The following is a 24873-nucleotide window of genomic DNA, read 5'->3' as shown; positions in this document are numbered from 1 at the left end:
TCACTCCGGCCGCAAAAAGCGCGGCCTGCGCGGGACAGCCTACGCGTTGCTCCGGCTGCCCCTTACCACGGCGTTAGAGAATCGAGATGGTTATGGAGTACGAAAAAATAGTAATTGGACTAGCCTCAGTTTTAGCTGGGTGGTTTCTTGCTCAATTTACTAGTATTTTGAAGGATTTCTTACGCCTAAGAAAAATTAGAAAATGTCTGCTTGAAGAATTAGACGAGCTGAAATCCGAGCTAGAAAGAACAGCGCTCATATATTCTAGAATGCTACAGATTTATTCGCTAAAAGGAATTGGTAATGGAGTGCCTTCTCCATTATCAAACCATATTTTCACTAATTACTATAAGGATGCTGTTCTTGGGTTAAATAAAGAGCAAAGGGTCTCATACCAACTCATTCATACTTTGGTTAATGGGGTAAATTCTGGAATGATAGAGCTTCGAGAAGTTACTTCAAAGTTTCAAGAAAAAAGCATTATTAAAGGTGCTAGTAGTATTTCCGATGAGAATGGAGATCTCTGGGGCAAGAAAGTCATATGTGAGTTTAACAACGTTGCATCAGCAATATGGCATATTCGGTATCATTTACAAAATCCCAAAAAACCAGACCTATCAGTCTATACAAAGTCACATGAGGATTACCTGAAATACTTAGAAAGCGTAGAAAAGAAAGTATCGGAAATCATTAAAAACGCAAAAACCATCCCAAGAGAAAAATTTGAAAGCATATATAATCCAGAAGCTTTTGCTAAAGAAATTCTCTAACAAGGCACTCCACTTGACCGCCAAAAGCGCCGTTTCGCTACGCTACTCTCTGCTTTTTGCGGCAAGTGAGCTTGGTCGTTATATTTTTTAGGAGTATGAATGAGAGTCTTTCTTAGTCACTCATATGAAGACAATGATATAGCGCACAAGGTGCGGAACTACCTAGCGCATCATGGTATGGCTGTATTTGATGATAAGGCCGATATTGCGACTGGTGCGAGCCTGAACGCTTCAATAAGTCATGCTATCAGCAACTCTGATGCAGTGCTTTTCTTTATTTCAAAAAATTCAGAAAAGAGTCAGTGGGTTCAACAAGAAATGTCTTTGGCTGTTAGTAATAGACTAAAAGGTAAAGACGTTAAGCTAATCCCTGTGGTATTGGATAAAAGTGCTGAAATACCATTCTTCCTAAAAGATTACTTGTATCTTGATATATCAAAATCAAACGATTTTCATATATCAATGAAAAAACTCATGGAGGGCATTGTAAGTGTTCAAAAAACATCTCTTAAACAAGACTTGGAAGCAAAAGTAGCCAATATTGAAATTGAGAAAGAGATTCTTAAGATAAAGAGCCTAGAGCATGAGGAGTTTAAAAAATTTAAAACTCGGCAGATGTTCTTTGTGTCGATGATAGTCACATTGGTTTCAGCCATTGTTGTTTCTGTAGGCTTGCTTGGGTGGCTTGCAAAAATTGAGTACTCAAATTTTGAGTGGATTATCGCATTTCTAGTGGGATCAATGGCCTCAATGTTCGGCTCAATTCTGTATATGAAAAAAGAAAAACCTAATAAGGAGGAACTGAATCGAAAAATTGACGATCTCCATGAAATGGTTAAAAAAATGGAGGCTCGTCATGACGGATAATGCTGAACTAAGCCCTGTTATTGTCGAACGAGCCTCAGAGCAACTAAGGCAGGAGCGTGAAACATTCGATCAAGCTAAAGCCCATGACCACTGGTGGTTTGTCCTTCGACTTGCAATGGGTTTCTCCTCAGTTGTGCTTTTAGTAGCTGTAATGGTTGTATCAGGCTATATACTTTTCAATGCCTCTGATTTCCCTGTTCAAGTTGTTACTGCCGCTGGCGCAGCACTATTTGTCGATGTATTAGGCATGCTGATAGGGGTTTGGAAAGTAGCATTAAATCCACGATCTGTGTCCAAGCTTCAACCAACAACTCAATCTTCAATCCCGGATGCGGCCTCATGAAGAAAAAATATAACAAGGCGCTGCTACGAAAAATTTACTCGCTGGCGCTCCTAAATTTCCGCAGAGCGCGGCGTTAGCCATGAAATAAAGGATACTAATGATTCCCCCTCAAGCATTAATGCAAGCGGGCGTTCTTCCATATACAAAAAGCCCCATTCGCTTTGCGGTCGGCGATCCAAACGGACTTACGTCAAATGCTTGGCGTATATGGGCGTCTAAAGCAGGTGATGTATATATAGCATGTCGCGATAACTTCAAGGAAACCAAAGTAAGCCTTCATGCATCGGGGCGCTGGAGGATGGGGTTTACTACTGAAGCGATAGATAAAAATCCATTGCTTGTGGGCGAGGTTCAGAATAGAGCTTGGGATGTATGGGATAAGCCGCCAGAGAAAATCCCGAACACAGTGCAAGCATTCCAATTAGTTTTTACCAGGCCTCAATTAGTAGTTAGCCCGTATCAACGCGCACCTAAGAAATGGAAAAATGTAACGTATATTGAAGCACCTCCTATTGGCAAATTAACTGTCGTAACGCTCTTTGTTACAAAAAAAAATATTAAGTTAATACACGAGACTGAGCCAAGCTTCTGGCTAGCATCGCTTGATCTAGGTAATGAATATTATGCGCAGCTTGTCGCTCATGGCGAAATTGAAGGCAATATGCCAGAGCTGGTTAGTAGGACTGTTGAAGAAGCACGCAAAAAAACCAAGAGTGCAGGCATTGCGGTTCCTAAAGATGCATACGGCTATTTCTTCGGACAGCGCGATGATGGAACGCGTTTTATATTTGGAGCACCGGTTTAATTATGGCTAACAAAAAAATTAAGTCGCTCGCTGTGCTCACTAGGACGCGCAAAGAGCCGCGCGCCCCTTATTTAAAACGTTACATGTACTATCAACTTGAGGTGGCATGAATAAAGTTACGAAATGGATTTTGAGTAGGTTGTTAAAAAAGTCATGCCCTGTTCAAATTCCTAGAACCGGAGAGTCAGGAAAGCAAGTTAATTGCTACTCTATAAGCCTCTACGAAGGCGATGCTCCTATCATGTTAGTTAATTCTATTGAAGAAAATGGATTAAATGGTAATCACTTTGAAGGTGGTGGTTTCCGTACCGATGCTGTTATTCCTTTTTCACTTTATTCTGGCTTAAACTTACGAGTTGAGCATTATCATGGGTTAGTAACACATACATATAAAGGTGTTTGGGATTATATCCTTCATGAGTGGACTTGGTTTTATAAGCTGCAATCAATTTATGCTTTAGCAAAAAATTCTGTTCCACAATACTTCTTCAACAAGAAAACCTTACAACTTCCGAAGAGAATGAAGGTTCTAGAAAGTATTATTGCTAAACAATCAGAAGAACCTCATAAATCATTTTCATCGCTTGATCTAATGAGTTATATGTATTCAATTAGGTGGTATTTACATCCGCAGAAAACAGAGCTACGAAGGAAAATGGATTTATATTTATCCTCTTTCGTATCATCGGGGAGTTAAAAAATCAAGGTGGTAGCTTTGACTTTATAATTACTGGTAAAGCTATTGCTACTCTAGAGCAGTACCAAATTGAGACTGCGAGAGCAAAGTCTGCTAAATCTGCAAACTCTTGGATGCTTAGACTTACTGCTGTATTGGCTTTCTTTGCTGCTTTCCAATCTGGTTTAATTAAGTCACCAGTCTGGATTGACCTTGGTGAAATTTGGGAATGTTTATCATCGTACATGTAACAAGTCGTTTAAAAGGACAAAAAGTATAACCATTACATAGATAAAATTAATATGAAAAAGTTTTTTTTGATTATAGTTTCAGTTTTTGCCTTAATTTCACAGGCATTTGCTGAAAATCACATAAAGTATAATAAAGAGTTGGATGGGTTTGAATACCCATTTGAAGTTAAGACATTCGATCTTGATTCTCAAAATCAACGTTTAAAAATGCGATACATGGATATTGGGGATAAAGATGCAAGAAAAGTAATCGTCTTATTCCATGGTAAAAATTTCTCAGGTTACTATTGGGAAAAAGTCGCAAAAGATCTTTTAAAGAAAAAGTATAGAGTGCTTATACCGGATCAAATTGGCTTTGGTAAATCCTCAAAACCAGATTACTATCAATATAGCTTTGGGCAGCTGGCATTAAACACTAAATCATTATTGGATGGTTTAAATATCAAAAAATTTGATCTTGTAGGTCATTCAATGGGGGGTATGTTAGCTACAACATTTGCTGTTAATTATCCTGCATCAGTTAATAAACTCATTCTGATTAACCCTATTGGCTTAGAGGATTATGGAAAGTATGTAGAGTTCAAAGATGTTAACTTTTTCTATAAAAGAGAGCTTGCTACAACACTGGATAAAGCTAGAAGCTATCAAAGTAAGAATTATTATGATGGGAAATGGTCCAGCGAATACGAGAAGCTTTTAATTCCTTTAAAAGGAATGCTTGCAGGGAAAGATTGGGAAACTGTTGCTTGGAATAATGCTTTAACTTATGGCCCTATTTTCTCCGAAAATATAGTGAGTAGGTTTTCACAAATTAAGAATGAAACTTTCTTAATCATTGGTACTAGAGATAAAACGGGCCCAGGTAGAGGTTGGTTAAAAGAAGGTGTCACTAGAAAGTTAGGCGAATATAAAGATCTTGGAAAAAGCACTAAAGCTATGATTAAAGACTCAGTGCTTATTGAGTTGGACGGGGTAGGTCATATGCCTCATTATGAAAACTATAACGCATTTATTAAGGCTTTCTATAAAGCGATTGATAAATAATAATAAAAATATCATTAAGTATAAAACGATTGGGTAAAGCAAACGAATGAGTCGTAGAGCATGAGTTATATAAACCTTTAGGGGAAAAGCAGTCAGCCCTGTGGTGAAGCGTACCGTGCATTATTTGATGGTGAGGTTCTGCAAAAAAATCTTCAAGCAATACGCGAGGTAACTAACAAACTTTGGGTGTTAGGCAGTGATTCTTTTAAAGAAACGATAAAGGCTAAAGTCAAGAGACCCATGCATCCAAGGAGCAAAGGGGGTGATAGGAAATCGAAAGCGTTTAAAAATAAAATCAATCGAGTCTGACACTATTGATTTTGAATAGGCTAAACAACAATGGGGAAGGGACGTACAAAGATGAAATATTTTGTGGCATTGTTAATGATTGGTTTGTCGAATTATTCTTACGCATTCGACAGAATCACGTTCATACCCGATGGACAGATTTCATTTCAGAACCCGATAAATTATAATGCCCCTTTCAAAAAAGCGTATTTTTCTGGGCTTGAGGCTGGCGAGAACCTGTCTCAAGCAACGGTCATGCTTCATGGCAAAGATCGCGAAAACTATCGAGTTGCTCTGCAGCTTGAAACGAGTTTATCAGTCAATGCCGAAGGCCCACATCTTGACTTAACGGAGTGGAAACACTGTACGACCAAATGGCATCGGCTTAAGATCGCTGACAACCATACGGTGTTATTGCCGAATTTTGATGAGGTGAATGTGGACTGCTTTCCAGAAGTCACGCATGATGAAATAAATGCAGCGGTATTGGCGAAAGGCGGCGAGGAGTGGGTAAGGATACTTAATGGAGATGGTTGGCCAGAAGGTTACAGTCCCGTCGAGGTTTCGCTTAGCACGGCACGCATTAAAATAGAAAAATTAATTAATACACAATGGCAGGTCGTAACGGTAATTAATATCGCCATTCCAATGGGGTGTTAAATGAGTATGACAACACATGAAGCGGTTTGTTTTGAGCCCATATTACATAGAGATTTTATATGATGAATTTTAAAATGATCGCCTTCGCTTTCATCGTCGTACTACTTCAAGGGTGTGCAAGCGCTCGAACGAGTTATGAATCCTTAATTGAAACGAGAGACGATGACTCGGCTATTTATTTAGCCGTCGGCGAAACCAAAGAAGTTTTAAGCATTAGCAATGGTTTTCCTGGCTGGTGGGGAGTCTACCCTGCAATCGTCTCATTCTCGCCTGAAATTGCCAGTGTGAACTGCGAAGCAAGTAAGTGGAGTGAAGTGTGTTATTTGACGGCGAATGAAGTTGGTGAAACCTGGTTGACCTATGGCAATCAATACACTATTGATATTAGTGCGCCTGAATCTCAAGCGAATAAAATAAAGGTTATTATCAGTCCAAAGTAACGGTTTGATATAAGGGCAATGTCATATCGCTTGTATGGCAACACACCAAATGTGAGATAGGGTAGAGAAAGCATGAAGAGTATTCGCGGTATTGTCAGTCTTCTTTTATTAAGCAGCGCTAGCTATACGCAAGCAGCATTGCCACCTTCCGCCGTCAATTTGAGAGACTTGGATACGATGGTGCTGTTTATCAAAACACATCAACGCGTGGCTCAGTCGTTAAAACAGATTGACCTTATATCGCTGACTATCTTTTTTGATCGTGCCTGCGAAGCACATTTTGAACGGCAAACACCCAGCTTTTTGACACGAGCTATGCCGGGGCCACAGCCTAATATAAAATTCAAAAGCAGTAACTGTCCCATCGTTGAACGTGAATGATCGGTTTCTGCCTTGAACAATTGGGGTTAGAGTAAAATAAAATCTTCAAGGTCTTGAAAAATATAGTAATTTAAAAATAAATAGATCCTGACCCTATTGATTCCCGACCCTAGAGAGTCCGAGCGTTATGTGTTTTAGAGCTAACTGTAATCAACTGAACACTTGCATTTATAAATCTAACAGACAGTAAGATGAAAAAATTATTTAGTCTTATTTTTACAATATTACTAGTAACATTAGTTACTTTTAAAGCTGCCAACGCTTGGTTTAATCACAATGATGAGGTGGCTGAGAATAAGGAAATTATTGTTCTTCTTCACGGCCTAGGTCGAAGCAATACGTCAATGTGGTTGCTAGCTTCTCGACTTGAAGATGCCGGGTATTATGTTCAGCGTGTGGGGTACAGTTCTTTACATCAAAAGCCTGATGAAATCTTGCAAGATATCAGTTTACAAATTAACCAATGTTGCCAAAATCATACTCAAAACGTTAATTTCGTAGGGCATTCACTCGGAGGATTGATGGTTAGAGCTTACCTACAAAATAATAAGGTAGATAAACTGGGAAGAGTCGTTTTATTGGGCACCCCAAATAAAGGCAGCAAAGCGGCTGACCACTTCAGTAACAGTTGGTTAATGGATATTCTCGGCCCAACAGCTAAAGCCTTAGGTACCGATGATAAGAGTTTTCCAAAATCACTAAAGCCTCCATACTATCCCGTGGGTATTATTGCAGGAGAGCTCAAGAGTAAATTGAATGACACGGTTATACCAGGAAAAGATGATGGACTTGTTTCGGTAGAAGCCACCAAGATTGATGGTATGACAGATTTTATCATTATAGAAACGGGTCATTCGATGATGCGTTATGACAGTGAAGTGGCAGATCAAACCATTGAATTTATAAAAAATGGTGTGTTTAAAGAGAAATAAAATACTTAACCAGTCGTTCAAGCGTGATCTGAGACTTCCCACCAATTAATGGACCCTATTGGTTTTATGTTCTGGTCTACGCTCCGCTTTGGGGTGGCTTCGCCACTGTAGCCAAAACGCTACTACAGACCAAACACAACGGACAAAAGCACTGTATTTACAGGTGTCCGGTTTTTACGTAAATCAATGCGCCATTTTCTTTGGTGAAGGGGGTATGTCGACTCAGGTGTGGGCTGCGTAACCATGAGCCTTGAGGATAGCTGCCATGCTCATCATGAAAAGTACCCTCTAATACAAAAATCTCCTCTCCACCCCAGTGCTGGTGGGTATTGAATTGCGTGTTCGGCGCCCATTTCACTAACGCTACGTGCTCACTTCCAAATTCATGTAGCGGCATGACGCTTAGACCTTCCACTAGCCCTGGGTGCCATGATTGTGTTTGGGTATCGATGACTTTTTGTTGTGTATCTGCTTCGTCAAACTGTTGTAGTTTGACGAAAATAGTTGCGCCTTCTTTACCTATTTTAGGTGTGTGTGCTGTGCCAATGGGGTTTCGTACATAACAGCCTTTACCATAGCTTTGATGCTCGTCAGAAAACACACCGTCGAGCACAAAGAACTCCTCGCCACCTGTATGAGTATGTGACGAGAACTCACTAAAGGGTTCGTAACGCACAATGGAGGTTGCACGTGCGATTTCATCACCGATTCTATCGAGCATCATGCGTTCCACGCCGGGCATGGGCGAGTCAACCCAGCGATAGTCATCGGGTTGAATTACAATTCGTTGTGAAAAATCGGTATTGATTTGTGTCGTCATTTTAAGCACCTAGTTAATCGTTTAGTTTCTACCTGCAGTCACTCCGCCATCCACATCCCAAATGGCACCTGTTACCCAGCTGGAGCAATCATTTAAAAGGAACAAGATGCTGTTGGCAATGTCATCCGGTGTGCCGATGCGGCCTATCGGATGAAAATCATCAACTCCCGCTAAGGCATTATCCATTTTCATGGTCAATAAATGTTTCATAAATGGGGTGGTTACTCCGGTTATTTTCAAGATACGGAAGGTCATTATTGGGAAGTAGCCTACAATCCGCATCAGGGTTTAACGTAATAAGGGATTAGTTCTTTCTTCTTTTTATAATCGTCAGTGGAATAAAACGATACTTAAAAGTCTCGTATTATGCTTGCCATAAAGGGCGAAAGAGCTTGGTTTTATGGTATTTGACTAAGCTTAAGAGTGTGGCTATTTAATTATTTTTGGAAATCAAATTGCCATATTTAGGGGGCTTGTTGTGGGCTACTTTAAGCTAGCATTCTGAGTAAGAAACACTACGCACAACAGCCTGTGTAGCCTGTTGTGCGTAGTGTGGTTAATGTTATCTATGAGGTTTTTTAGGCTTCATCTCTTTGAATTCTTCCAATTGCTCTTTTGTTAGAATGTTAGAGATTTTTTCATGCATGATGTCTCGGTTTTCTTTATGCGTTTTTCGAAGTGCTTTTTGTTTGGCTCGTTGCTCTTCAAATAGCACTTTAAGTGAATCGGCCTGCTTGTCGGTTAAATCAAGCTTTTCTTGCAAATGAGCAATTGATGGGCCTCTTTTTTGCATTTTGCCTTTAGAGCAGTCGTCAGATCTTTCTGCATAGGCACTGGTGGCTACTGTAAGGGCGATTGCTGATGTTAATAAAGCTGCTTTAATATTCATGGTTTTCTCCTAAATTTAATAAGCAGAACAGGGCGGTTAATGTCTCTGTTCTTGAGTTATAGAATAGGGGGCAATGTTGTAGCAATTACGAAGAGAATGTGAAGAAAATGTGGAGATATGGCCTAAGATGATTAAGTGATTAATCTTCATATTTAATCCATATTTAGTCGCTACAATTTTATTGTTGGTGGAATAATGAATAAAGAGTAGGGATAAGATGATAAACCTAAACGTAACAGCAAGCACAGAATTTATTACCGGCATATTTAAGGCGATCATATCTGCCTTTCAGCAAATAGGTGTACAGCCTAGAAGAGATTTAGCAGAGACTATGCAAACGGCTGCTTCAGGCTATGTATCCTTACTAAGGGCTGTTTAAAGCATGTTTTCTATACGAATTAGAATTTGGCACAAGCTGTTTTTCTCTATTCTATTGGTGATACTTCTGATTTTGCTCGTTAATATGGCGGTGACTCGTTATAGCTTCCAGCAGGGTTTTGGCCAGTATATTGAAGACGTTAGATTAAAAAGGCTGAACAACGTTGAACGAACCTTAAGTGGGCTGTACCGACAATATGGCCATTGGGATTTTCTGAAAAATAAGCCTCTTTTGTGGCAACAATTGTTGCTTGAACATGAACTGGCATCGCCACCGCCAAGAAATGCTAAACAGCCAGAGCATCATAGACAAGAGCCTTCGGCTAGGCTTGGTTCAGCCCGTGTGTATTCTGAACGACGTCATCACGCAGCTGTTTTACCGCCCCATTTGCGCGGCCGAATAGGCTTGCAGGATAGTGCTCAAACGTCCATTTTTGGTCCGCCCGCTTCGAAAAATGATCGGAAACTGCCAATAATGCTGGATGATGAGGTGATCGGTTATCTGAGTATGCGACGTTTGAAAGGTATGCGTACGGGTATAGAGCAGCGGTTTGAACGTGATCAAGTTAAGAATTTACTATTAACAGGAATACTCTCGTTTGTGATTGCTGTTATTGTTTCTTTATTGCTGGCACGTGCATTTAATAAGCCCATTACTAGGTTAACAGGTATAGCGCGGCAACTGACATCTGGTCAATTTGACAGCCGTGTGGAGAAAATTTCTAGAGATGAATTGGGAGACTTGGCCACTGATTTAAACACCCTTGCTGAGACACTTGATCAAAATCAGCAAAGTCGCCGTCAGTGGATTGCAGATATCTCTCACGAATTGCGCACACCGCTGACCATCCTTAAAGGTGAATTGGAAGCTATGGAAGATAATGTTAGGGAGCTGAATAGCGAGTCGATTCAATCCCTTTCTTTGGAGGTTAAGCATTTACAACGGCTGGTTGATGATTTGTACCAACTTTCTCTTTCCGATCAAGGCTCGCTGACCTATGAAAAGGTAGCAGTGAATCCATTTTTGTTGCTACAAAATGTAGCGGAAGGCTACGTGCTTCCAATGCAGCAGAAGAAGATTACTTTGAGCGTAGCATGCGATGAACCCTGCCCCATGGTATTGGCTGACCCTCAGCGACTTACTCAGCTGTTCACAAATTTATTAGAAAACAGCCTTCGTTATACCCATGAAGGAGGTCGCGTAAAGATACAATGTAAAAAGGAAGCTTCGTTAACGATCTGTTTTGAAGATAGCGAACCCGGTATTTCGCCAGAATTGATACCACGTTTATTTGAACGGTTGTTTCGAGTAGATAATTCTCGTAACCGAGATTCCGGTGGTTCTGGGCTCGGTTTATCTATTGCGCAGAGTATTGCAGAAGCACACGAGGGAAAATTGACAGCCGAGCCTTCATCACTGGGTGGGCTGAAAATCACCTTGGAGCTACCCATTTCATCAGGATAATCACGCTATGAATACTGCCGAACCAGAACGTACCATTCTAATTGTTGAAGATGAAACTAAGATAGCGCAATTACTGCAAGACTATCTCCATAAGGAGGGCTATAGCACTCATTGGATTAACCATGGAGACGCTGTTATTGACTGGGTGCAGCAAGAGCAGCCGGACCTTATTTTATTAGACCTAATGCTGCCAGGTAAAGATGGCATTACTCTTTGCCAGGAAATACGACATTTTTCTGGTATCCCGATCATTATGATTACTGCACGGGTAGAAGAAATTGATAAAGTTTTGGGCTTGGAGATAGGTGCTAATGATTATATCTGCAAGCCTTTTAGCCCTCGTGAAGTGATGGCAAGAATTAAGGCTTTGTTTCGTACGTTGTCTTACCGGCAACAGATATCAACCGTTGAGAATCAATTGGTAACCTTGGATGAACAGCGAATATTAGCAACAGTAGCAGGGCAGGCGTTGGATTTAACCCCAGTTGAGTTTCGTTTACTGAGCACATTGGTAAAACAACCGGGGCGAATATTTTCGCGATCGCAGTTAATGCATAAACTGTATGAAGATAACCGTGTAGTGACTGATCGGACCGTAGATAGCCATATTAAAAACCTGAGAAAAAAGATTGCTCATCACTATAAAGACCAAGAGTTAATTAAATCTGTATACAGTGTTGGCTATAAGTATGAAGAATTGGGTGGAGATGGATTTAATGTGTAGCATGGTTGTGGCTGGCAAACCTATTGTGTTTTTGTAAGTGTGACAATGACGATAGGAAAAGGAGGCGTGCGTCTTATATTTAAAGTGTTAGGAAGGGAATTATGAAACCGAAAATCAGCATTATTACTCTTGGTGTAGATGACTTAGAAAGAGCGACTCGCTTTTATAGTGAGGGCCTTGGTTTGCCAACGCATAATGTTGAAGGTGACAATATATCGTTTTTTAGTTTGGAAGGAACGTGGTTGGCGCTCTATCCGCGCGAAGAGTTGGCTAAAGATATCGGGTTAACGGAATCGAATCAGGTTGGTTTCTCTGGCATAACGCTGGCCCACAATGTTGTAAGTAAGTCAGACGTGGATGCTGTGCTTGATCAAGCGGTCTCTGCTGGTGCTCGACTGATTAAACCCGCGCTGGAGGTTTTCTGGGGCGGTTACTCCGGTTATTTTCAAGATACGGAAGGCTATTACTGGGAGGTGGCCTACAACCCTTATCAGGATCTGACATAATAGCGAGGCAAAAAGCATCCCTGATGATAACAATAAAGGTGGTGTTAAGGCGTGAATCGCCAGCCGGTAATGCATAACAGTCAACAAACCGCCAGGTAATTAGCTATGAATCTTAACTTTAATAAAGAAGACGCCAGTCAGGTAGTTATTGGGTCCTTTGCTTTGGCAGTGCCTATTTCGTTTTCCGAAGAGGCCTGGAAACTAGGGGAAACTCTTCCTTTTGCAAACCTGTTTCTTGTTTTTATTTTGTCGATTGTATTTTTAAGCTTTTTTGCCTATCAAATTGTATTTCAAGGCGATATAAAATATAGAACATCAATATTTATAAGCAGAATATTTATTGCCTATTTTATAGCCGCTTGTGTGGTTGCTTTGGTGTTGTTGTCATTAAATAAGTTCCCTGTAATGCTAGATCCGGTGATAGCTTTGAAGCGACTAATTATTATTACGATGCCTGCTTCTATGGGAGCGATTATTGTTGATGGTTTTGATAAAGAATAGCAGTGAAGAAGATATTGGCTAGGAATGAAGATAGGCGCTTGGTTAGGTTGGATTAACTGTATACAAAGCAACCGTTTTTTTACGAATGTCGTAAATGAAAATCGAAAGTAGATAGTATCTTTAATAACATCATTTTTCTAATGCTCGATTAATAGTAAGTTGCTTAGAAATTAAGACATTAAGCAATTGTTAATAAGTGGAGAAGTTTTATCAGTTGATGCCGATTAAATGGCCACAGTTGATGGGTGTTAAGCGAGAAAATAATGTTTATACTCACTCGGGTACGACACGTACTAATTTAAAAATAATCGAGAGAGGAGATTTCTTATGTTGACCGTTGTGATTTGTTTGACTTGTATTGCTTTTATGCCTTATTTGGCCTCATCAATTGGTGGTTATTACCGAATTTCACAAACAGGTAAATATGACCTTGTTAACCCACGTGTACAAGCCGCAACGCTAGTGGGTGCAGGGGCTCGTTCACAATATTTACATGCCAATTGCTGGGAAGCATTAGGCCTTTTTTCAGCCGCTGTATTGGCTGTTTTTATCACCAATGCGATAAATGAAACGGTTACCATGCTCTGCATTTCTTTCGTGGTTATACGCGGCGTTTACTTTATTGCCTATTTAACCAATATGGCAACCTTGCGTTTCAGTGCTTTTGGCTTGGGCTTTGCGTGTTGCGCGGGGCTTTTTTATACAGCAATAACAACCATTCCTGCCTAATACCTAAAACAAGTTATGCAGATTTTTTCTGCATAACTTGTTGCTACACCTAATAAATACTTCGTAAGACAATTTCTCTATTCAATATAATCATATTGTAAATTAGTATTTTCTAATGTATGTTATTTTTCTAGTAACACGATCATAAAAATTAGAATAAATAAACTAGGGGAGATAGGATTATGTCAGTAGAACGTGACTATGATGATTTGGCTCGAATAGATCGAACACATGTTAGCTTATATAACGATCAAGGGGTGTATAGCGATGAAATGGAACGGATTTTTTATCGCTCCTGGATATATGTCGCACACGAAAGTGAAATCCCGAATCCGGGTGATTACAAAACGACCTTTATGGGTGATGTTCCAGTTATTGTAACGCGTGGAGAAAATAATGAAATAAACGTTGTTATTAACCGTTGTACTCATCGCGGGGTAGCAGTGTGTCCTTTAGAAAAAGGTAATACACCTAGTTTTGTTTGCCAATATCATGGCTGGGAATATGGTATGGACGGTGAGTTATTAGCGGTGTCGATGCCGCGTGGTTATAACGAAGGTGAATTAGACTATAAAAGTTTAGGCTTAGTTTCGGCTAAAAAAGTTGAAAGTTATCGGGGTATTATCTTCGCGTCGTTACTATCTGTTCCTGATATTTCATTAGACGAGAAACTAAGAGGCGTGAAAGAGTACATCGACATGTACATGGATTTTTCTCCTGTTGGCGAAATCATCGTCGGTAATAGCGGGGTGAATAAACATTACTATCATGCTAACTGGAAAATCCAAACAGAAGGCAGTGTTGAGGGCTATCATGCGCCGGTTACCCATTCAACCGCCTTTGATGTGATGATCAGAAAAATGGGCATGCCACCTAATTATCAAGGCTATGACACTAAAGGTATGGATTGTGGTTATGGCAATAATTTACTGGAAGTGTACAGCTTGCCCGACGAAGCGGTTTATAAACGCTGGCCAGCTGAATATATAGACTTAATGATCGAGAAACACGGCAAAGAGCGCGCCATGCATGTGTTACGACATCGTTTTAATTTAGTGATTTTTCCCAACTTAGCCCTACTTGAATATCAATTCCGAGTTATTCGCCCTATGGGGGTTGATAAAACAGAAGTGCGTATGTATCACACGATGCTAAAAGATGCGCCTGATGAGATTAATACTCGACGGGTGCGTGAGCATGAGTTCTTTTATAGCCCTGCCGCCTTTGGTGGACCAGATGACTATGCGATGTTTGATAGAGCCGGTCAGGGGATGAAGGCAGAGATGGTACCGTGGATTTTATTTAATCGAGGTATTAAATCTGAAGAGGTCGATGAGCACGGGCGTCGTTATGGTGGGCATACGCAAGAAACACAGCAAAGAGCACCTTATTTTGAATACAGACGTTTAATGACGTTAGGGAGCCAATCATGAGTGCTAATAATTCAGAACAAATGACACGAGCTGAAGCAGAAGACTTTTTATTTGCTGAAGCATGTTTACTTGACGAAGGCGAGGTGAATGAGTGGAGAAAGCTATTCACTGCCGATGCATTATATTGGTTACCTTATAGCCGTGATGTAAATGTTGACCCAACAAAACATGTATCCATTATTTATGATGATATGGAGATGCTTGATGAGCGCATTAAACGGCTACAAAGCGGAGCTTGTCATGCACAAATACCTAGCTCAAGAACGCAACACTCAGTAAATAACGTACGGGTTAAAACAGTGGATGGAGTCGTCATTATTGACTCATACCTTACCTTGCATGAGTACCGTGCCAATCGGCAAGATCGGTTTTACCCATTACAAACAATGGCAGCTAATTGCGAGCACAAATTAGTTAAGCGTGGCGGTGAATGGAAAATGACCAGCAAAAAAGTAGTACTGCTTAATTGTGATGGCGAAATATACGACTTAAGTTTTTTAATATAAATAGGGGGTAGTAATGACTGATATTGACAATAAATATGCTGATGGTTTTCCTTTTTCACGTGAAGGAGAGGACTTTAAGCAAGGCCTATCGTTGATGCGTGAAGTGTTGGGAGAAGAATCCTCTGAGCATATTGAATCTTTGCTGGATAACCCTCTGTTTGGTGATGAGCTGGGCTATGTTTTTTCTAAAACATGGGGAGCTTTATATGAGCGAGAAGGTTTAACGTTAAAAGAAAGGTCGTTGATCTTAATGGGCACTGATTTAGCATTAGGACGTGAAGGGCCGTTAAAAGACCATATGAAAGTCGCGTTGCATGCTGGGATGAAACCTAAGCAAATTATTGAGGTTTTATTCCAAACCGTCTTTTATTTAGGAGCACCTGCAATGGTATTGGGCTTAAAAGTGGCTAATGAGGTTTTGGGCCCAGAAATAAAAGAAATGCTCGAGCAAAAAGAACAACAAAATAGCAATCAATAGGAGCAAAGAATGAGTGATTTAGACATTAGTATGGGGCCTATCAACCATGTGGCAATGGCAGTAAAGGACTGGAGAGTAACCGCAAAAAGCTATGCCAAGTTAATGGGTATAAAAACATGGCGAGTGATGGAAATTTCATCAGATATGATGGAAACGTCCGAATACTATGGTGAGCCAGCTGAATTTGTTTGGATATCAGCCTTTGCACGGATGGGCGATACCTTGATCGAATTGTGCGAGCCGGTTTCGGGTAAAACTGTGTTTGATGACTTTGTTAAAGAACACGGGGACGGCATGCAACATGTGGGTGATTTATCACACCCTAACCCTTTAGAGTTAGTTAAAGAATATACTCGCCAAGGGGTAAAGGTTGGAAATTATTGCAATATTGCAGGGGTTGCAGAACTTTATTACTTAGACACCCGTGAGCAATTAGGTGGCATGTTTCTAGAAGTGGTTGCACCACCGACATACGCACGAATTGCCGACCTTGGTGAAGATGTTACGTTTGACTAATAACAATAATAATTTTAAGGGGAAATAAATGGCATTAAGCATACCTATAGACGGCTGGCATAGTACCTCCATAGTGGTTCGTGACTACCGCCAAGTGGTAACCAATTACGCACGATTTTTTGGTATTAGTCACTGGGAGGTTTTTCGTTATGACGGTAACCATTTAACAAATACACGCTTTGAAGGTGAATTGGTTGAGCACCGCTTTATACGAGTTATGGGGCGAAATAAAGATTTAGCGATAGAGTTAATACAGCCTATCGACGGGCCATCTAGCTTTCAACATATGTTAGACACAGTTGGCGAAGGCGTACACCATGTTAGCCTGACTCAATCAACGGCCTTTAACGTTGACGCGTTAAATAAAACACTCGATGAACTAGACATTAGTATTCGTCAAACTGGCACCATTTACGACGTGGCAGATGTTTATTTATTAGATACGCGCTCATTGGTGTCCAACGTGATGTTTGAAGTGGTTTGCCCAAAAACAGAAAATTGGCAAGCATCCATGACGCCTGATGAAGTGTTTGATATAGACCTGACGCTATTAGGTCCAAAATTATTACCAACAGCCAATATGTTACACCTTGGGGTGGTTTGTAAAGATAGGGATGTGGCCAAGGCAGGCTTAACGAAATTATTCTCAATGACAGATTGGATTGAATTTAAAATTGAATCGGGTGTCACCATGAGCGACACGACGTTCTTTGGTGAACAGGTTTATCATAAATATAATAACCATGTTGGCCGTGTGGGTGAGTTTGCTTTAGAGCTTATTACCCCAGAGTCAGATAAATGCGTGTATCACGATTTTTTAAAAGAGCAGGGTGAAGGCGTGCATCATTTCTTTCCTTCAATGTGCTCAAAGGAAGAGTTTGAAGCTCTTTTGCCGGGTTTAGAAGCGCTAGGTATGCCTATAATCCAAGGCGGTACTATAGATGGGTTGATTGAGTATTATTATATTGATACGCGAGACTATTTATCAGGGGTAACCACCGAAATAGTGATTCCGTTATGTGATGACTGGAAAGAAAAAATGTTTAGCTCAGAGAAAGAAGCGTGGGTACTTTGTGGCTAATTTTAATTAATTACAAACGATCTCATAAAAAAGCCATGCGTTTAACTTAAGCATGGCTTTTTTGTTGCTATCGAGGTGTTCTCAAGTAAGTTATAAACTTTATCAGTGCGAATATTAAGGATGCTCATTAACACCACTTCTAGCCTTCTTGTTTGTGCTAATATGCGCGCTCTGTCCAATAGCTTGGAAGGATTCCTAACGAAGCATTTTGGGCAATACGGATCACACACTCTTAACTCGCATCTTAAATAAAGGCAATAAATATCATGGCTAAAGAAATAGGTCGCAGCAGACGTCTGCGCAAAAAATTATATGTAGGCGAATTCGCTATAATGGGTTTTGAGTTCACCTGTAAAGTTGATATCGACTCTGATACACAATTCGAGGAATTTCTTGAAGCATTCGCGGATGTAGCAGAAGACAAAAACTTGTTAATTAGCCTGGATAACGATGATGAGCAGTTTGAAGGCTTTGTTACCTCACATGACCGTTATGGTTCAGCAACTGAAGAAGACAAAGCAGCCATTGAAGCTGTATTGTTAGCTCACAGCATTGTTAGCGATGTTGAGGTTAGCAAGCTGGTTGACGTGTTTAACGAAAAGTAACACTGGTTACGATCGTGAGGTGCGTATTAATCTTAATAAGCACCTCACGGGTTTTGGCTTGTTCTATGTTGCTTTAGCAGCGCAATAGATGCAATAAACTCAGATGCCAATAAATGAATATTTAGCACAATACCCACCAGCGCTTATTAAGCAGATCAATAAGCTCATTCAGTACAACTACTACGCCTGAATTCAACTCGCCATTTACCATTAACTTTTCTTGGTTTAGCCATCAAAGCCCCCGTTAAAAATAACTTGGCGTAAATTGTGGCGTAAAAATGGCGTAAATGAAAGGCAAAAGATGCCGTTTAATGCGGTTTATTGCGGAAAGTAAAGAGAGGGTTAAGAGCTTCAAAGCCCTTTAGTAATGGGCTTTGAGGTCTGATTCAGTCTATTACTGAAAACTTAAGTGGTACCGAGGGCCGGAATCGAACCGGCACTTCCGAAGAAACCGGATTTTGAATCCTTCTCGTATAATCATTCCTCAGTGTTGATTGAAGTCCCTTAAAGTTGATTTACGCTACTCAAGTGGTTGATATATAAGGGTTTAATGCCTTATTCTTTCCTGGTTCGTCAATTTTCACTGTTACTCGATATTTCCTCTGGGATACAAAAATTACTCTGTTTTGTATCCCAGGTGTATCCCAAATCTAGCCCCATCATCGCCTGAAAAGGAGTTCTTGTTCATGGGAAGATCATCAGAAAACCGGATCAAATTCAGCAAGCCAAGCTTAACCGCAATTGAGCGCCGAATTAATAGCGGTGAGTTTACCAAGGAGTCATACCTTTATGACAACGTTAGCCATCTGGCTATACGGGTCAGGCCCAATCAATCATATTCAGATAGTGCCTTTTGTCTATACGAAAGGATTCGTATTCGTGGTCAGCAAAAAAGTAAGCTGTATAAACGGCAAATTATGAAGGTCGGCGAGGCGAGAAACGCGGAAGTGCCGATCTCGGAATTGAGGCAGAAAGCGGATAGCCTCTTCCTGGAAATACAAGAAGGGCGTGACCCTCAGCTACTTGCCCAGCAGCTAGCCGCAGAGCAGGATAATGAGCAACAGCTATTCTCGGCTAAGCGATCTTTCAGAGACATGATATTTGGCTCACCAACAGATCAGGAAGGGGAGTATTTACCCGATGGCTTTGTTGCGGAGAGGCGTCCCGGTGACCGTTATTTGATAGATATCAAAAATAAATGTGAGGCTTTGTTGGTGGACTTACTGGATGAGCCTCTGTACAGCATATCGGCAGAGCAGGTGAAGGCCGTATACCTCCAGCAAGTGGGTAAAGGCGAAACCCAATTGCACAATGCGATGCGCATATTGAGATCAGTATGGAACTGGGCTCAGGCGAAATATGACGAGTCGGACCTTTTTCTCCGAAATCCGGTTAGCCGGGCGATGAAGCAACTGGGTGTTAACATCAATCGCTCTAACCGTCGCACCGAGCGCCTGGATGATGGCGATTTCAAACCCTATCTTAAAGCGGTGCTGGGCCTCCGGGAGCATGATCACACTTCCGCCTTTCGGAATGGGCGGGATGCTTTGTTATTTATGCTGTTCTCGGGTGTAAGGTTGACGGGTACGGTGACTATCCGGATCGCCGGTATTGATCTCAATAGGCATACTTTCAAGATTATCAAGAAGGGCGGCAAGCAGGTGGAATTACCTCTGAACACTGCCACTGAAACGATTGTTCGTAATCGATTGGCGAATTTGCCTGAACAGACGGAGTATCTATTTCCGGGAATTACTGGCAGCGGGCATTACAGGGACACAAAGGATGCTCGAAAGATCGTTAAAAACGCGTCTGGAGTATCTGTTACGAATCATGATTTGCGACGAACCTACAAGTCTATTGGAGCAGAACTGGAAATCAGCCCAATCCTTATTGATGAATTACTAAGCCATGCCAGGGAAGGCGTGGATGCACATTATATTCACCCTTCCATGACAAAACTCCGAGAGGCAAGCCAGAGGATTGCTGATTACATGATTAAAAAGTCTGGTTTCGACCTCACCGCAGCACTAAAAGGTACCTGGTGATACCCTCTTGCATTGGGTTTGAGGGTGACAGTTACAGCTAGATCAATGTATTGTCGCTCGGCATTATTTGTGGACAAGCTGTCTTTATAGATCAGGAGGATGTGCAGTTGCCGACCAAAATATTTCAGTGGTCTGATATCAAAGACGAATTCAATGGCGGGGCAATCTTGCTGGGGAACGGAGCAAGCATCGCGATTGACGATAGTTTTGCCTATGGGTCATTGAAGGAGCATGCGACTGACAATGGCTTGCTAACTGACGATATACAGAGTCTGTTCGACTTTTTCCATACAGATGACTTTGAGCTTATTCTCAGAATTGTATGGCAGGCGACCAATGTCAATAAATCCTTAAAGATTGAAGATGAAAAGACAGAGCAAGCATACCTGCATGTAAGAGACTGCCTAATTGCGGCAGTTAGAGATATTCATTCTGAGTACGAGCATGTCTCGGAAAGCATTCCGAATATCTATAACTTTCTTAAAAGTTTCAACACTGTCATACCATTGAACTATGACCTGATTGTTTATTGGGCGATGATGTATGGATTGGATATTCAGGATCGCCATGCTTTTAAAGACTGTTTCTTGCAGTCAGAGTTTGACGATGATTGGTCTCGTTTTCGCGATCCTATTGGTGGAGAACAGTCTTGCACCTTAGTTTTCTATCCCCATGGAAGTTTCGTGCTGGCCAGAGACAAGATAGAAAACGAAAGGAAAATAACCTCAGGAGGGATTAGTCTGCTCGACCAAATTTTAAATAAATGGGAGGCCGGTAGTTATGTCCCGCTATTTGTTAGTGAAGGGACCAGCCAGCAGAAAATAAAATCCATTCAGGGCAGCTATTACCTCAACACCGTTTATCGCGAAGTATTGGCCAATTTACCCTCTGAGCTAGTCGTATATGGTTGGGGCTTTGGAGAACATGACCTCCATATTTTGCGTAGAATCGCTAAATCAGGGATCGAAAAAGTAGCACTTTCAGTATTTGGAAATGATCAGGGCTACTGTACACGTGTGGCGCAGCTTATAGCGGATGAGCTATGTGAAAAGGTAGATGTTAGATTTTTTGATAGCGAGAGCGATGGTTGCTGGTGTCACCCGTAACACTGATTCTTAGTCACCAAACCAAAATTCCTGGGCGTACTTAACGAGTGCCACTGCTTCATCAGTATCACAGGCATAATCTGTCCATGGCATGAACCAATCCTGAAATTGTAGAGTAGCATCTACTGGTTCATTGAATTGGCCTAATGTCCCGATGATCCTGGTGGCTGGTCCCCCAGTGCAAAGCAAAATCATAAACTCAGCTGGTTCAATTTCAGAACTATTGCCCGCGTTGTACCAGTCGGATCTCACCTGAATAGAAAGTGGATCTTCATATATTCTCTGCTTAGCTTGTTCAAGCTCGGCTTCTTCCTCGGTATTCAACGCTCCTACCATATCGATGATGCTTTGTAGTTGTACCTGAGCTTGTTCATATGCCCGTTTCATATCCTCAGCAGTATTCATAGATTCACTTCCCCTTGATCTTTAACTATTTCATTTGAGCGCAGCGTCTGCGGCCTGCGCTCCTGACCCGCTGGCGAAGCGTGGGGGTAGCAAATTGCCAGTGGCTCACCGGAAGCCGCAGCTAAGTGACTGAGCAGCGCGAAGGAATCTGAACGGGTGAGGAAGCGCGAAGCCTTGCACTTGCAATGCGCGAGGGGCAGTGCCCCTTAGTAAGGTGATTTTGGTGGTATAAGTTAATGCTTGAGAGGAATGTCGGCGTAGGAGAATATGCTGTTAGATGATTTAGCAGCCCGGAGGGCTGAAGCGTTAGGGATTGAGAGGGCGGTAGTTCCCCAACGGGGAATGAGCGATTAGCGAACCCGGCCAAGCCCGGAAAACGCCAACAGATTTAAAACAGAGTATCTTCAGAATTGTTGAAATAACGGCTAGACATAAGTTTCTTCGCAATTGGATGTGGTATTTTTTTCCTTGAAAAGAATGACCTCGGATTCCAAGTAAAAAACTTTGCGAAACCGCTTACACCAGGGTAATTCCGGGCGCTCTCCAGTACAGCGCCATTTTCTCAGTGTGCTGGGCGACAGGCCGAGTAGCGAAGCTGCCTCTTTGGTGGTGAGTTCACGGTCAGTAATAGCCGCTGTCGTGTCGTTCATATTTTGGTTCCCGAAAGAGTCACGAGCACATTAGCGGCATGGTTAGTCGATAGTCACACTTTTTGTTTCAGTCCATAAAGAAATATATTTCGAATATTAGTGCTATCTGTTGATATCGAGCTTTTATCGGATTTAGTACCCCACGTCACTGCAAAATAAATGCAGTGACGTGGGGTGCGATGAATCGCTAACCCTCATGAGAACTGGCCTCAATAAAAATTACTGACATGATGAAAGCATTATTAGGGTGGATTTTCTTCGCTTCACTGATAATTAAGATTCCATGTGTGGCTATTGCACTCTCAATAGCAAACCAGCTCGAAAGGGCTTTTCAAGTTGACTCACGCAACCGCGATGAGTGGCTTATCACTTAACAGAGGAGAAATGCCTGGCAAAAGAAAGAACGAAAGCAGTAGTACTGTCTAAAGCGTGAAAACGAAACCGTGTCGTACCCATCCGGGAATTGACATTGTTGGTTATGCCGCTATTCAGGTTTTGTGGGAGTGGTGTCCCGTGACGTTAGCAATTTGTTGTTGATATTGCTTCTCCATCCACCGTGGTGGCTGGACAGTCATAAACACTGACCAAAACTTCAACACCGTACTGTTCCAGCTTGAAGACGACTGTTCTGAACGGTCACACGTCTGTTCCATAGGGCAACTTGTCCGTTCAGAACAGTCGTCCCAGGTAAGGAACGGACAACAAACCTGACCGGAACGATTAGACAATCTAACGAAATTATCTGTAACGCACGATCCACCAACCATTGGCAGAATTTCCTTGATTCAATGCCTGTTCCGCATGGCTGTCTGCTACTGGCATCAGATAGATGCATCAATAAGTCCTTGAAGATTATTTCCTTCGGCCTTGAAAGGTTAACTAACGACTCAGCACCTCTTTTTTTTCGAGAATGCAAACACGCTTTATTTCTCGACGAGGAGTTGTCTGTGAAGGATATCAATTACCAATTAAAGGATTTATGTCAACGTAATCAGGATGGCAGTCGCGCCACACAAGCTGAACGTTTTCAGTTATTACAAACGATGGCCAACCATCTTAATGAATTGGGCTATCGGCGCATGGAGGCGAAATCTCTAAAGCCTAAGCATGTTGATGCGTTGGTCGCCAAATATCTCGAAGAAGGGCTGACTCCCGGTACGATCAAAAATCGTCTCGCCGCATTGCGTTGGTGGGCTGAAAAAATCGGTAAGCAAAATGTCGTGGCTAAGGACAATGCCTATTACGGCATTGACTCTCGGGTCTTTGTTACTAACGTGTCGAAAGCGCGTGACCTGGATCAGGAGCTGCTTGAAAAAATCAGCGACCCGCATTTAAGAATCAGCCTGGAATTGCAAAAAGCCTTTGGCCTGAGGCGGGAAGAAGCGATTAAGTTCAGTCCGGACTACGCAGACCGAAATACCTACATTCGACTGAAATCTACCTGGTGTAAAGGGGGACGGGCGCGGGAAATTCCTATACGCACCGACGAGCAGCGGGACGTTTTAAGACGCGCGCGGTTGGTGGCGGGGAAAGGCTCATTGATTCCCTCTCACCTGATGTATGTTCAGCAAATGCGCCTCTATGAACGTGAGACGCAAAAGGCAGGGCTATCCAAATTGCATGGTTTGCGTCACCGCTATGCGCAAGAGCGGTATTACGAACTCACCGGAAAACAGGCACCGGCCTGTGGTGGCCCATCTAGCAGTGAGCTTAGTGAAGAGGAACGCGCGAATGATCAGGTTGCCCGCTGGGCAATTTCCCAGGAACTCGGTCATGAACGTGAACAGATCACAGCAGTGTATCTAGGGCGTTAAGGTATGAACCTAACGATCACGCTCAACGGGCGCTGCCCTGGCCGCTGGGCCTTCCCGCCCTCGCCGGTAGCAGGGGTTGCAGTATCACTGCAACCCCTTTGAAAGGGTGAGAATGGTCAATCGCACCAAGGACTACTCGGCTAACGCCTGCGTTCCTCCTTGACGCTGAATCCTCATGACGAATCACACTGTGGCTATTGCAGTCTCAATAGCACCTGGCAGTTACGCTGCCAATCAATCGGTATGGCTCGAAAACGTTGCAAGCAACCGCTGATACGTTAGCCAGTTATACCACCCCTACGGGAGAATGATTTCCCGTAGGGACATCTTTCTCTTGTTCATTCAATGATAAGGAGAAAGATGATGGAGTACCTGGAAATGCGAGGTGCAGTAAAACTCAAAGCAGATGCCGATAATGCTGTTGTGCGATCTGTTCTCAGCAAGTTACGAGAAACCGAGTTTGTCGATGCAGGCTATATCGATATAGGCATTGAGGAAAATATCCTGAGTATCAGTGCCGAAGGCACAATCTCAGAAAGTTACAGTACCCGTACGTTGTTAACACAGCTGCAAGGTCAGTTGACAGAAACGTCGATGATAGGTGTCTCAAGTGTACGGTGGGAAACCCTCGTAGTACTGAAGCACTGGCAGCCAACACCGGCTATGCGACTAGAAGTTAGCGATCAACTGGCTTTTGCCAATTGACCTGCTGTGTAGCACCCACGATAAAGGTCTGACTCCCGTCAGGCCTTTATCATTTTC

The 24873-nt window shown here is 42.0% G+C and carries 32 protein-coding genes; 26 read left to right on the top strand and 6 right to left on the bottom strand.

The window, feature by feature from the left end; genetic code table 11:
• Positions 1 to 92 precede the first annotated feature (92 nt).
• The 10 genes from CYCPU_RS0106850 (at position 93) to CYCPU_RS0106805 (ending at position 7457) form a co-directional block, all read left to right on the top strand.
• Positions 93 to 770 (top strand): hypothetical protein, encoded by a 678-nt coding sequence (locus CYCPU_RS0106850; RefSeq protein ID WP_156815276.1) that lies wholly within the window; start codon positions 93 to 95, stop codon positions 768 to 770.
• Positions 771 to 869: 99 nt separating this feature from the next.
• Positions 870 to 1637 (top strand): toll/interleukin-1 receptor domain-containing protein, encoded by a 768-nt coding sequence (locus CYCPU_RS0106845; protein ID WP_020162317.1) that lies wholly within the window; start codon positions 870 to 872, stop codon positions 1635 to 1637.
• On the top strand, positions 1627 to 1980 hold the full coding sequence (locus CYCPU_RS0106840; protein ID WP_020162316.1) for a hypothetical protein: 354 nt from the start codon (positions 1627 to 1629) through the stop codon (positions 1978 to 1980). The genes CYCPU_RS0106845 and CYCPU_RS0106840 overlap by 11 nt, the downstream gene beginning before the upstream one ends.
• 97 nt (positions 1981 to 2077) lie before the next feature.
• A complete protein-coding gene (locus CYCPU_RS11845) occupies positions 2078 to 2785 on the top strand; it encodes a hypothetical protein (protein ID WP_020162315.1) in 708 nt (235 codons plus the stop codon).
• A 130-nt stretch (positions 2786 to 2915) separates the two neighbouring features.
• Positions 2916 to 3482: a hypothetical protein gene (locus CYCPU_RS11730; protein WP_156815275.1), complete on the top strand. Its 567-nt coding sequence runs from the start codon at positions 2916 to 2918 to the stop codon at positions 3480 to 3482.
• Positions 3483 to 3763: 281 nt separating this feature from the next.
• Positions 3764 to 4756: an alpha/beta fold hydrolase gene (locus CYCPU_RS0106825; protein ID WP_020162312.1), complete on the top strand. Its 993-nt coding sequence runs from the start codon at positions 3764 to 3766 to the stop codon at positions 4754 to 4756.
• Between the two features lie 360 nt (positions 4757 to 5116).
• Positions 5117 to 5704, top strand: coding sequence for a hypothetical protein (locus CYCPU_RS0106820; protein ID WP_026362623.1), 588 nt, complete (start codon positions 5117 to 5119; stop codon positions 5702 to 5704).
• 59 nt (positions 5705 to 5763) lie between these two features.
• Positions 5764 to 6144: a hypothetical protein gene (locus CYCPU_RS0106815; protein WP_016390140.1), complete on the top strand. Its 381-nt coding sequence runs from the start codon at positions 5764 to 5766 to the stop codon at positions 6142 to 6144.
• A gap of 72 nt (positions 6145 to 6216) precedes the next feature.
• Complete coding sequence (locus CYCPU_RS0106810) at positions 6217 to 6525, top strand: ssr3402 family protein (protein WP_020162310.1); 309 nt, start codon at positions 6217 to 6219, stop codon at positions 6523 to 6525.
• Positions 6526 to 6716: 191 nt separating this feature from the next.
• The gene (locus CYCPU_RS0106805) at positions 6717 to 7457 is read left to right on the top strand and encodes an alpha/beta fold hydrolase (RefSeq protein WP_020162309.1); all 741 of its coding nucleotides are present in this window, start codon (positions 6717 to 6719) and stop codon (positions 7455 to 7457) included.
• A gap of 157 nt (positions 7458 to 7614) precedes the next feature.
• Here CYCPU_RS0106805 and CYCPU_RS0106800 read toward each other — a convergent pair whose 3' ends face one another.
• The 3 genes from CYCPU_RS0106800 to CYCPU_RS0106790 all read right to left on the bottom strand — a co-directional run bounded on the left by CYCPU_RS0106800 (position 7615) and on the right by CYCPU_RS0106790 (position 9166).
• Positions 7615 to 8277: a cupin domain-containing protein gene (locus CYCPU_RS0106800; protein WP_016390143.1), complete on the bottom strand. Its 663-nt coding sequence runs from the start codon at positions 8275 to 8277 to the stop codon at positions 7615 to 7617.
• A gap of 21 nt (positions 8278 to 8298) precedes the next feature.
• Complete coding sequence (locus tag CYCPU_RS0106795) at positions 8299 to 8487, bottom strand: SDR family oxidoreductase (RefSeq protein ID WP_015006133.1); 189 nt, start codon at positions 8485 to 8487, stop codon at positions 8299 to 8301.
• Between the two features lie 352 nt (positions 8488 to 8839).
• Entirely contained in the window at positions 8840 to 9166 is a 327-nt protein-coding gene (locus CYCPU_RS0106790) for a Spy/CpxP family protein refolding chaperone (protein ID WP_020162307.1), read from the bottom strand.
• A 217-nt stretch (positions 9167 to 9383) separates the two neighbouring features.
• Here CYCPU_RS0106790 and CYCPU_RS12045 point away from each other — a divergent pair, with 217 nt between their 5' ends.
• From CYCPU_RS12045 to CYCPU_RS0106720, 14 genes are all read left to right on the top strand, one after another.
• Positions 9384 to 9545, top strand: a complete 162-nt coding sequence (locus CYCPU_RS12045; RefSeq protein WP_015006131.1) for a hypothetical protein — start codon at positions 9384 to 9386, stop codon at positions 9543 to 9545.
• Between the two features lie 3 nt (positions 9546 to 9548).
• Positions 9549 to 11009 (top strand): ATP-binding protein, encoded by a 1461-nt coding sequence (locus tag CYCPU_RS0106780; protein ID WP_020162306.1) that lies wholly within the window; start codon positions 9549 to 9551, stop codon positions 11007 to 11009.
• Positions 11010 to 11016: 7 nt separating this feature from the next.
• Positions 11017 to 11733 (top strand): response regulator, encoded by a 717-nt coding sequence (locus CYCPU_RS0106775; protein WP_020162305.1) that lies wholly within the window; start codon positions 11017 to 11019, stop codon positions 11731 to 11733.
• A 101-nt stretch (positions 11734 to 11834) separates the two neighbouring features.
• Positions 11835 to 12239, top strand: a complete 405-nt coding sequence (locus CYCPU_RS0106770) for a VOC family protein (protein ID WP_020162304.1) — start codon at positions 11835 to 11837, stop codon at positions 12237 to 12239.
• Between the two features lie 105 nt (positions 12240 to 12344).
• Positions 12345 to 12740 carry a DUF2391 family protein gene (locus CYCPU_RS0106765; RefSeq protein WP_015006127.1) on the top strand — a complete coding sequence of 132 codons (396 nt, stop codon included), beginning with the start codon at positions 12345 to 12347 and terminating at the stop codon, positions 12738 to 12740.
• Positions 12741 to 13067: 327 nt separating this feature from the next.
• Positions 13068 to 13469 carry an MAPEG family protein gene (locus CYCPU_RS0106760; RefSeq protein ID WP_015006126.1) on the top strand — a complete coding sequence of 134 codons (402 nt, stop codon included), beginning with the start codon at positions 13068 to 13070 and terminating at the stop codon, positions 13467 to 13469.
• Between the two features lie 182 nt (positions 13470 to 13651).
• Positions 13652 to 14902, top strand: coding sequence for an aromatic ring-hydroxylating oxygenase subunit alpha (locus tag CYCPU_RS0106755; RefSeq protein WP_016390151.1), 1251 nt, complete (start codon positions 13652 to 13654; stop codon positions 14900 to 14902).
• Complete coding sequence (locus tag CYCPU_RS0106750; protein ID WP_020162303.1) at positions 14899 to 15408, top strand: aromatic-ring-hydroxylating dioxygenase subunit beta; 510 nt, start codon at positions 14899 to 14901, stop codon at positions 15406 to 15408. The genes CYCPU_RS0106755 and CYCPU_RS0106750 overlap by 4 nt, the downstream gene beginning before the upstream one ends.
• A 13-nt stretch (positions 15409 to 15421) precedes the next feature.
• Positions 15422 to 15886, top strand: coding sequence for a carboxymuconolactone decarboxylase family protein (locus tag CYCPU_RS0106745; RefSeq protein ID WP_020162302.1), 465 nt, complete (start codon positions 15422 to 15424; stop codon positions 15884 to 15886).
• A gap of 9 nt (positions 15887 to 15895) precedes the next feature.
• Positions 15896 to 16402, top strand: coding sequence for a VOC family protein (locus CYCPU_RS0106740; RefSeq protein WP_020162301.1), 507 nt, complete (start codon positions 15896 to 15898; stop codon positions 16400 to 16402).
• A gap of 28 nt (positions 16403 to 16430) precedes the next feature.
• Positions 16431 to 17483 (top strand): VOC family protein, encoded by a 1053-nt coding sequence (locus CYCPU_RS0106735; protein ID WP_020162300.1) that lies wholly within the window; start codon positions 16431 to 16433, stop codon positions 17481 to 17483.
• Positions 17484 to 17749: 266 nt separating this feature from the next.
• Positions 17750 to 18088, top strand: coding sequence for a YggL 50S ribosome-binding family protein (locus CYCPU_RS0106730; RefSeq protein WP_016390156.1), 339 nt, complete (start codon positions 17750 to 17752; stop codon positions 18086 to 18088).
• A 686-nt stretch (positions 18089 to 18774) separates the two neighbouring features.
• Positions 18775 to 20136 carry a tyrosine-type recombinase/integrase gene (locus CYCPU_RS0106725; RefSeq protein WP_020162299.1) on the top strand — a complete coding sequence of 454 codons (1362 nt, stop codon included), beginning with the start codon at positions 18775 to 18777 and terminating at the stop codon, positions 20134 to 20136.
• A gap of 101 nt (positions 20137 to 20237) precedes the next feature.
• Complete coding sequence (locus tag CYCPU_RS0106720; protein ID WP_456297527.1) at positions 20238 to 21242, top strand: DUF4917 family protein; 1005 nt, start codon at positions 20238 to 20240, stop codon at positions 21240 to 21242.
• A 9-nt stretch (positions 21243 to 21251) separates the two neighbouring features.
• Here CYCPU_RS0106720 and CYCPU_RS0106715 read toward each other — a convergent pair whose 3' ends face one another.
• The 3 genes from CYCPU_RS0106715 to CYCPU_RS12010 all read right to left on the bottom strand — a co-directional run bounded on the left by CYCPU_RS0106715 (position 21252) and on the right by CYCPU_RS12010 (position 23132).
• A complete protein-coding gene (locus tag CYCPU_RS0106715) occupies positions 21252 to 21647 on the bottom strand; it encodes a hypothetical protein (protein WP_020162297.1) in 396 nt (131 codons plus the stop codon).
• Positions 21648 to 22072: 425 nt separating this feature from the next.
• Positions 22073 to 22297, bottom strand: a complete 225-nt coding sequence (locus tag CYCPU_RS11920) for a helix-turn-helix domain-containing protein (protein ID WP_083923782.1) — start codon at positions 22295 to 22297, stop codon at positions 22073 to 22075.
• 592 nt (positions 22298 to 22889) lie between these two features.
• Positions 22890 to 23132 carry a hypothetical protein gene (locus tag CYCPU_RS12010; RefSeq protein ID WP_156815274.1) on the bottom strand — a complete coding sequence of 81 codons (243 nt, stop codon included), beginning with the start codon at positions 23130 to 23132 and terminating at the stop codon, positions 22890 to 22892.
• A gap of 112 nt (positions 23133 to 23244) precedes the next feature.
• Here CYCPU_RS12010 and CYCPU_RS0106705 point away from each other — a divergent pair, with 112 nt between their 5' ends.
• Positions 23245 to 24111 (top strand): phage integrase N-terminal domain-containing protein, encoded by an 867-nt coding sequence (locus tag CYCPU_RS0106705; RefSeq protein WP_020162296.1) that lies wholly within the window; start codon positions 23245 to 23247, stop codon positions 24109 to 24111.
• A gap of 360 nt (positions 24112 to 24471) precedes the next feature.
• The gene (locus tag CYCPU_RS0106700; protein ID WP_198003969.1) at positions 24472 to 24816 is read left to right on the top strand and encodes a hypothetical protein; all 345 of its coding nucleotides are present in this window, start codon (positions 24472 to 24474) and stop codon (positions 24814 to 24816) included.
• Positions 24817 to 24873: the final 57 nt, after the last annotated feature.

It is taken from the genome of Cycloclasticus pugetii PS-1, from assembly GCF_000384415.1.
Taxonomy (GTDB): domain Bacteria; phylum Pseudomonadota; class Gammaproteobacteria; order Methylococcales; family Cycloclasticaceae; genus Cycloclasticus; species Cycloclasticus pugetii.
This window is presented reverse-complemented; position numbering and strand designations above follow the sequence as displayed.

What these genes read in the sequence shown, in the direction of transcription:
- CYCPU_RS0106850 (WP_156815276.1), top strand. Translation starts at nt 93, where the DNA reads ATGGAGTACGAAAAAATAGTAATTGGACTAGCCTCAGTTTTAGCTGGG.
- CYCPU_RS0106845 (WP_020162317.1), top strand. Translation starts at nt 870, where the DNA reads ATGAGAGTCTTTCTTAGTCACTCATATGAAGACAATGATATAGCGCAC.
- CYCPU_RS0106840 (WP_020162316.1), top strand. Translation starts at nt 1,627, where the DNA reads ATGACGGATAATGCTGAACTAAGCCCTGTTATTGTCGAACGAGCCTCA.
- CYCPU_RS11845 (WP_020162315.1), top strand. Translation starts at nt 2,078, where the DNA reads ATGATTCCCCCTCAAGCATTAATGCAAGCGGGCGTTCTTCCATATACA.
- CYCPU_RS0106825 (WP_020162312.1), top strand. Translation starts at nt 3,764, where the DNA reads ATGAAAAAGTTTTTTTTGATTATAGTTTCAGTTTTTGCCTTAATTTCA.
- CYCPU_RS0106820 (WP_026362623.1), top strand. Translation starts at nt 5,117, where the DNA reads ATGAAATATTTTGTGGCATTGTTAATGATTGGTTTGTCGAATTATTCT.
- CYCPU_RS0106815 (WP_016390140.1), top strand. Translation starts at nt 5,764, where the DNA reads ATGATGAATTTTAAAATGATCGCCTTCGCTTTCATCGTCGTACTACTT.
- CYCPU_RS0106810 (WP_020162310.1), top strand. Translation starts at nt 6,217, where the DNA reads ATGAAGAGTATTCGCGGTATTGTCAGTCTTCTTTTATTAAGCAGCGCT.
- CYCPU_RS0106805 (WP_020162309.1), top strand. Translation starts at nt 6,717, where the DNA reads ATGAAAAAATTATTTAGTCTTATTTTTACAATATTACTAGTAACATTA.
- CYCPU_RS0106800 (WP_016390143.1), bottom strand. Translation starts at nt 8,277, where the DNA reads ATGACGACACAAATCAATACCGATTTTTCACAACGAATTGTAATTCAA.
- CYCPU_RS0106795 (WP_015006133.1), bottom strand. Translation starts at nt 8,487, where the DNA reads ATGAAACATTTATTGACCATGAAAATGGATAATGCCTTAGCGGGAGTT.
- CYCPU_RS0106790 (WP_020162307.1), bottom strand. Translation starts at nt 9,166, where the DNA reads ATGAATATTAAAGCAGCTTTATTAACATCAGCAATCGCCCTTACAGTA.
- CYCPU_RS12045 (WP_015006131.1), top strand. Translation starts at nt 9,384, where the DNA reads ATGATAAACCTAAACGTAACAGCAAGCACAGAATTTATTACCGGCATA.
- CYCPU_RS0106780 (WP_020162306.1), top strand. Translation starts at nt 9,549, where the DNA reads ATGTTTTCTATACGAATTAGAATTTGGCACAAGCTGTTTTTCTCTATT.
- CYCPU_RS0106775 (WP_020162305.1), top strand. Translation starts at nt 11,017, where the DNA reads ATGAATACTGCCGAACCAGAACGTACCATTCTAATTGTTGAAGATGAA.
- CYCPU_RS0106770 (WP_020162304.1), top strand. Translation starts at nt 11,835, where the DNA reads ATGAAACCGAAAATCAGCATTATTACTCTTGGTGTAGATGACTTAGAA.
- CYCPU_RS0106765 (WP_015006127.1), top strand. Translation starts at nt 12,345, where the DNA reads ATGAATCTTAACTTTAATAAAGAAGACGCCAGTCAGGTAGTTATTGGG.
- CYCPU_RS0106760 (WP_015006126.1), top strand. Translation starts at nt 13,068, where the DNA reads ATGTTGACCGTTGTGATTTGTTTGACTTGTATTGCTTTTATGCCTTAT.
- CYCPU_RS0106755 (WP_016390151.1), top strand. Translation starts at nt 13,652, where the DNA reads ATGTCAGTAGAACGTGACTATGATGATTTGGCTCGAATAGATCGAACA.
- CYCPU_RS0106750 (WP_020162303.1), top strand. Translation starts at nt 14,899, where the DNA reads ATGAGTGCTAATAATTCAGAACAAATGACACGAGCTGAAGCAGAAGAC.
- CYCPU_RS0106745 (WP_020162302.1), top strand. Translation starts at nt 15,422, where the DNA reads ATGACTGATATTGACAATAAATATGCTGATGGTTTTCCTTTTTCACGT.
- CYCPU_RS0106740 (WP_020162301.1), top strand. Translation starts at nt 15,896, where the DNA reads ATGAGTGATTTAGACATTAGTATGGGGCCTATCAACCATGTGGCAATG.
- CYCPU_RS0106735 (WP_020162300.1), top strand. Translation starts at nt 16,431, where the DNA reads ATGGCATTAAGCATACCTATAGACGGCTGGCATAGTACCTCCATAGTG.
- CYCPU_RS0106730 (WP_016390156.1), top strand. Translation starts at nt 17,750, where the DNA reads ATGGCTAAAGAAATAGGTCGCAGCAGACGTCTGCGCAAAAAATTATAT.
- CYCPU_RS0106725 (WP_020162299.1), top strand. Translation starts at nt 18,775, where the DNA reads ATGGGAAGATCATCAGAAAACCGGATCAAATTCAGCAAGCCAAGCTTA.
- CYCPU_RS0106715 (WP_020162297.1), bottom strand. Translation starts at nt 21,647, where the DNA reads ATGAATACTGCTGAGGATATGAAACGGGCATATGAACAAGCTCAGGTA.
- CYCPU_RS11920 (WP_083923782.1), bottom strand. Translation starts at nt 22,297, where the DNA reads ATGAACGACACGACAGCGGCTATTACTGACCGTGAACTCACCACCAAA.
- CYCPU_RS12010 (WP_156815274.1), bottom strand. Translation starts at nt 23,132, where the DNA reads ATGCATCTATCTGATGCCAGTAGCAGACAGCCATGCGGAACAGGCATT.
- CYCPU_RS0106700 (WP_198003969.1), top strand. Translation starts at nt 24,472, where the DNA reads ATGATGGAGTACCTGGAAATGCGAGGTGCAGTAAAACTCAAAGCAGAT.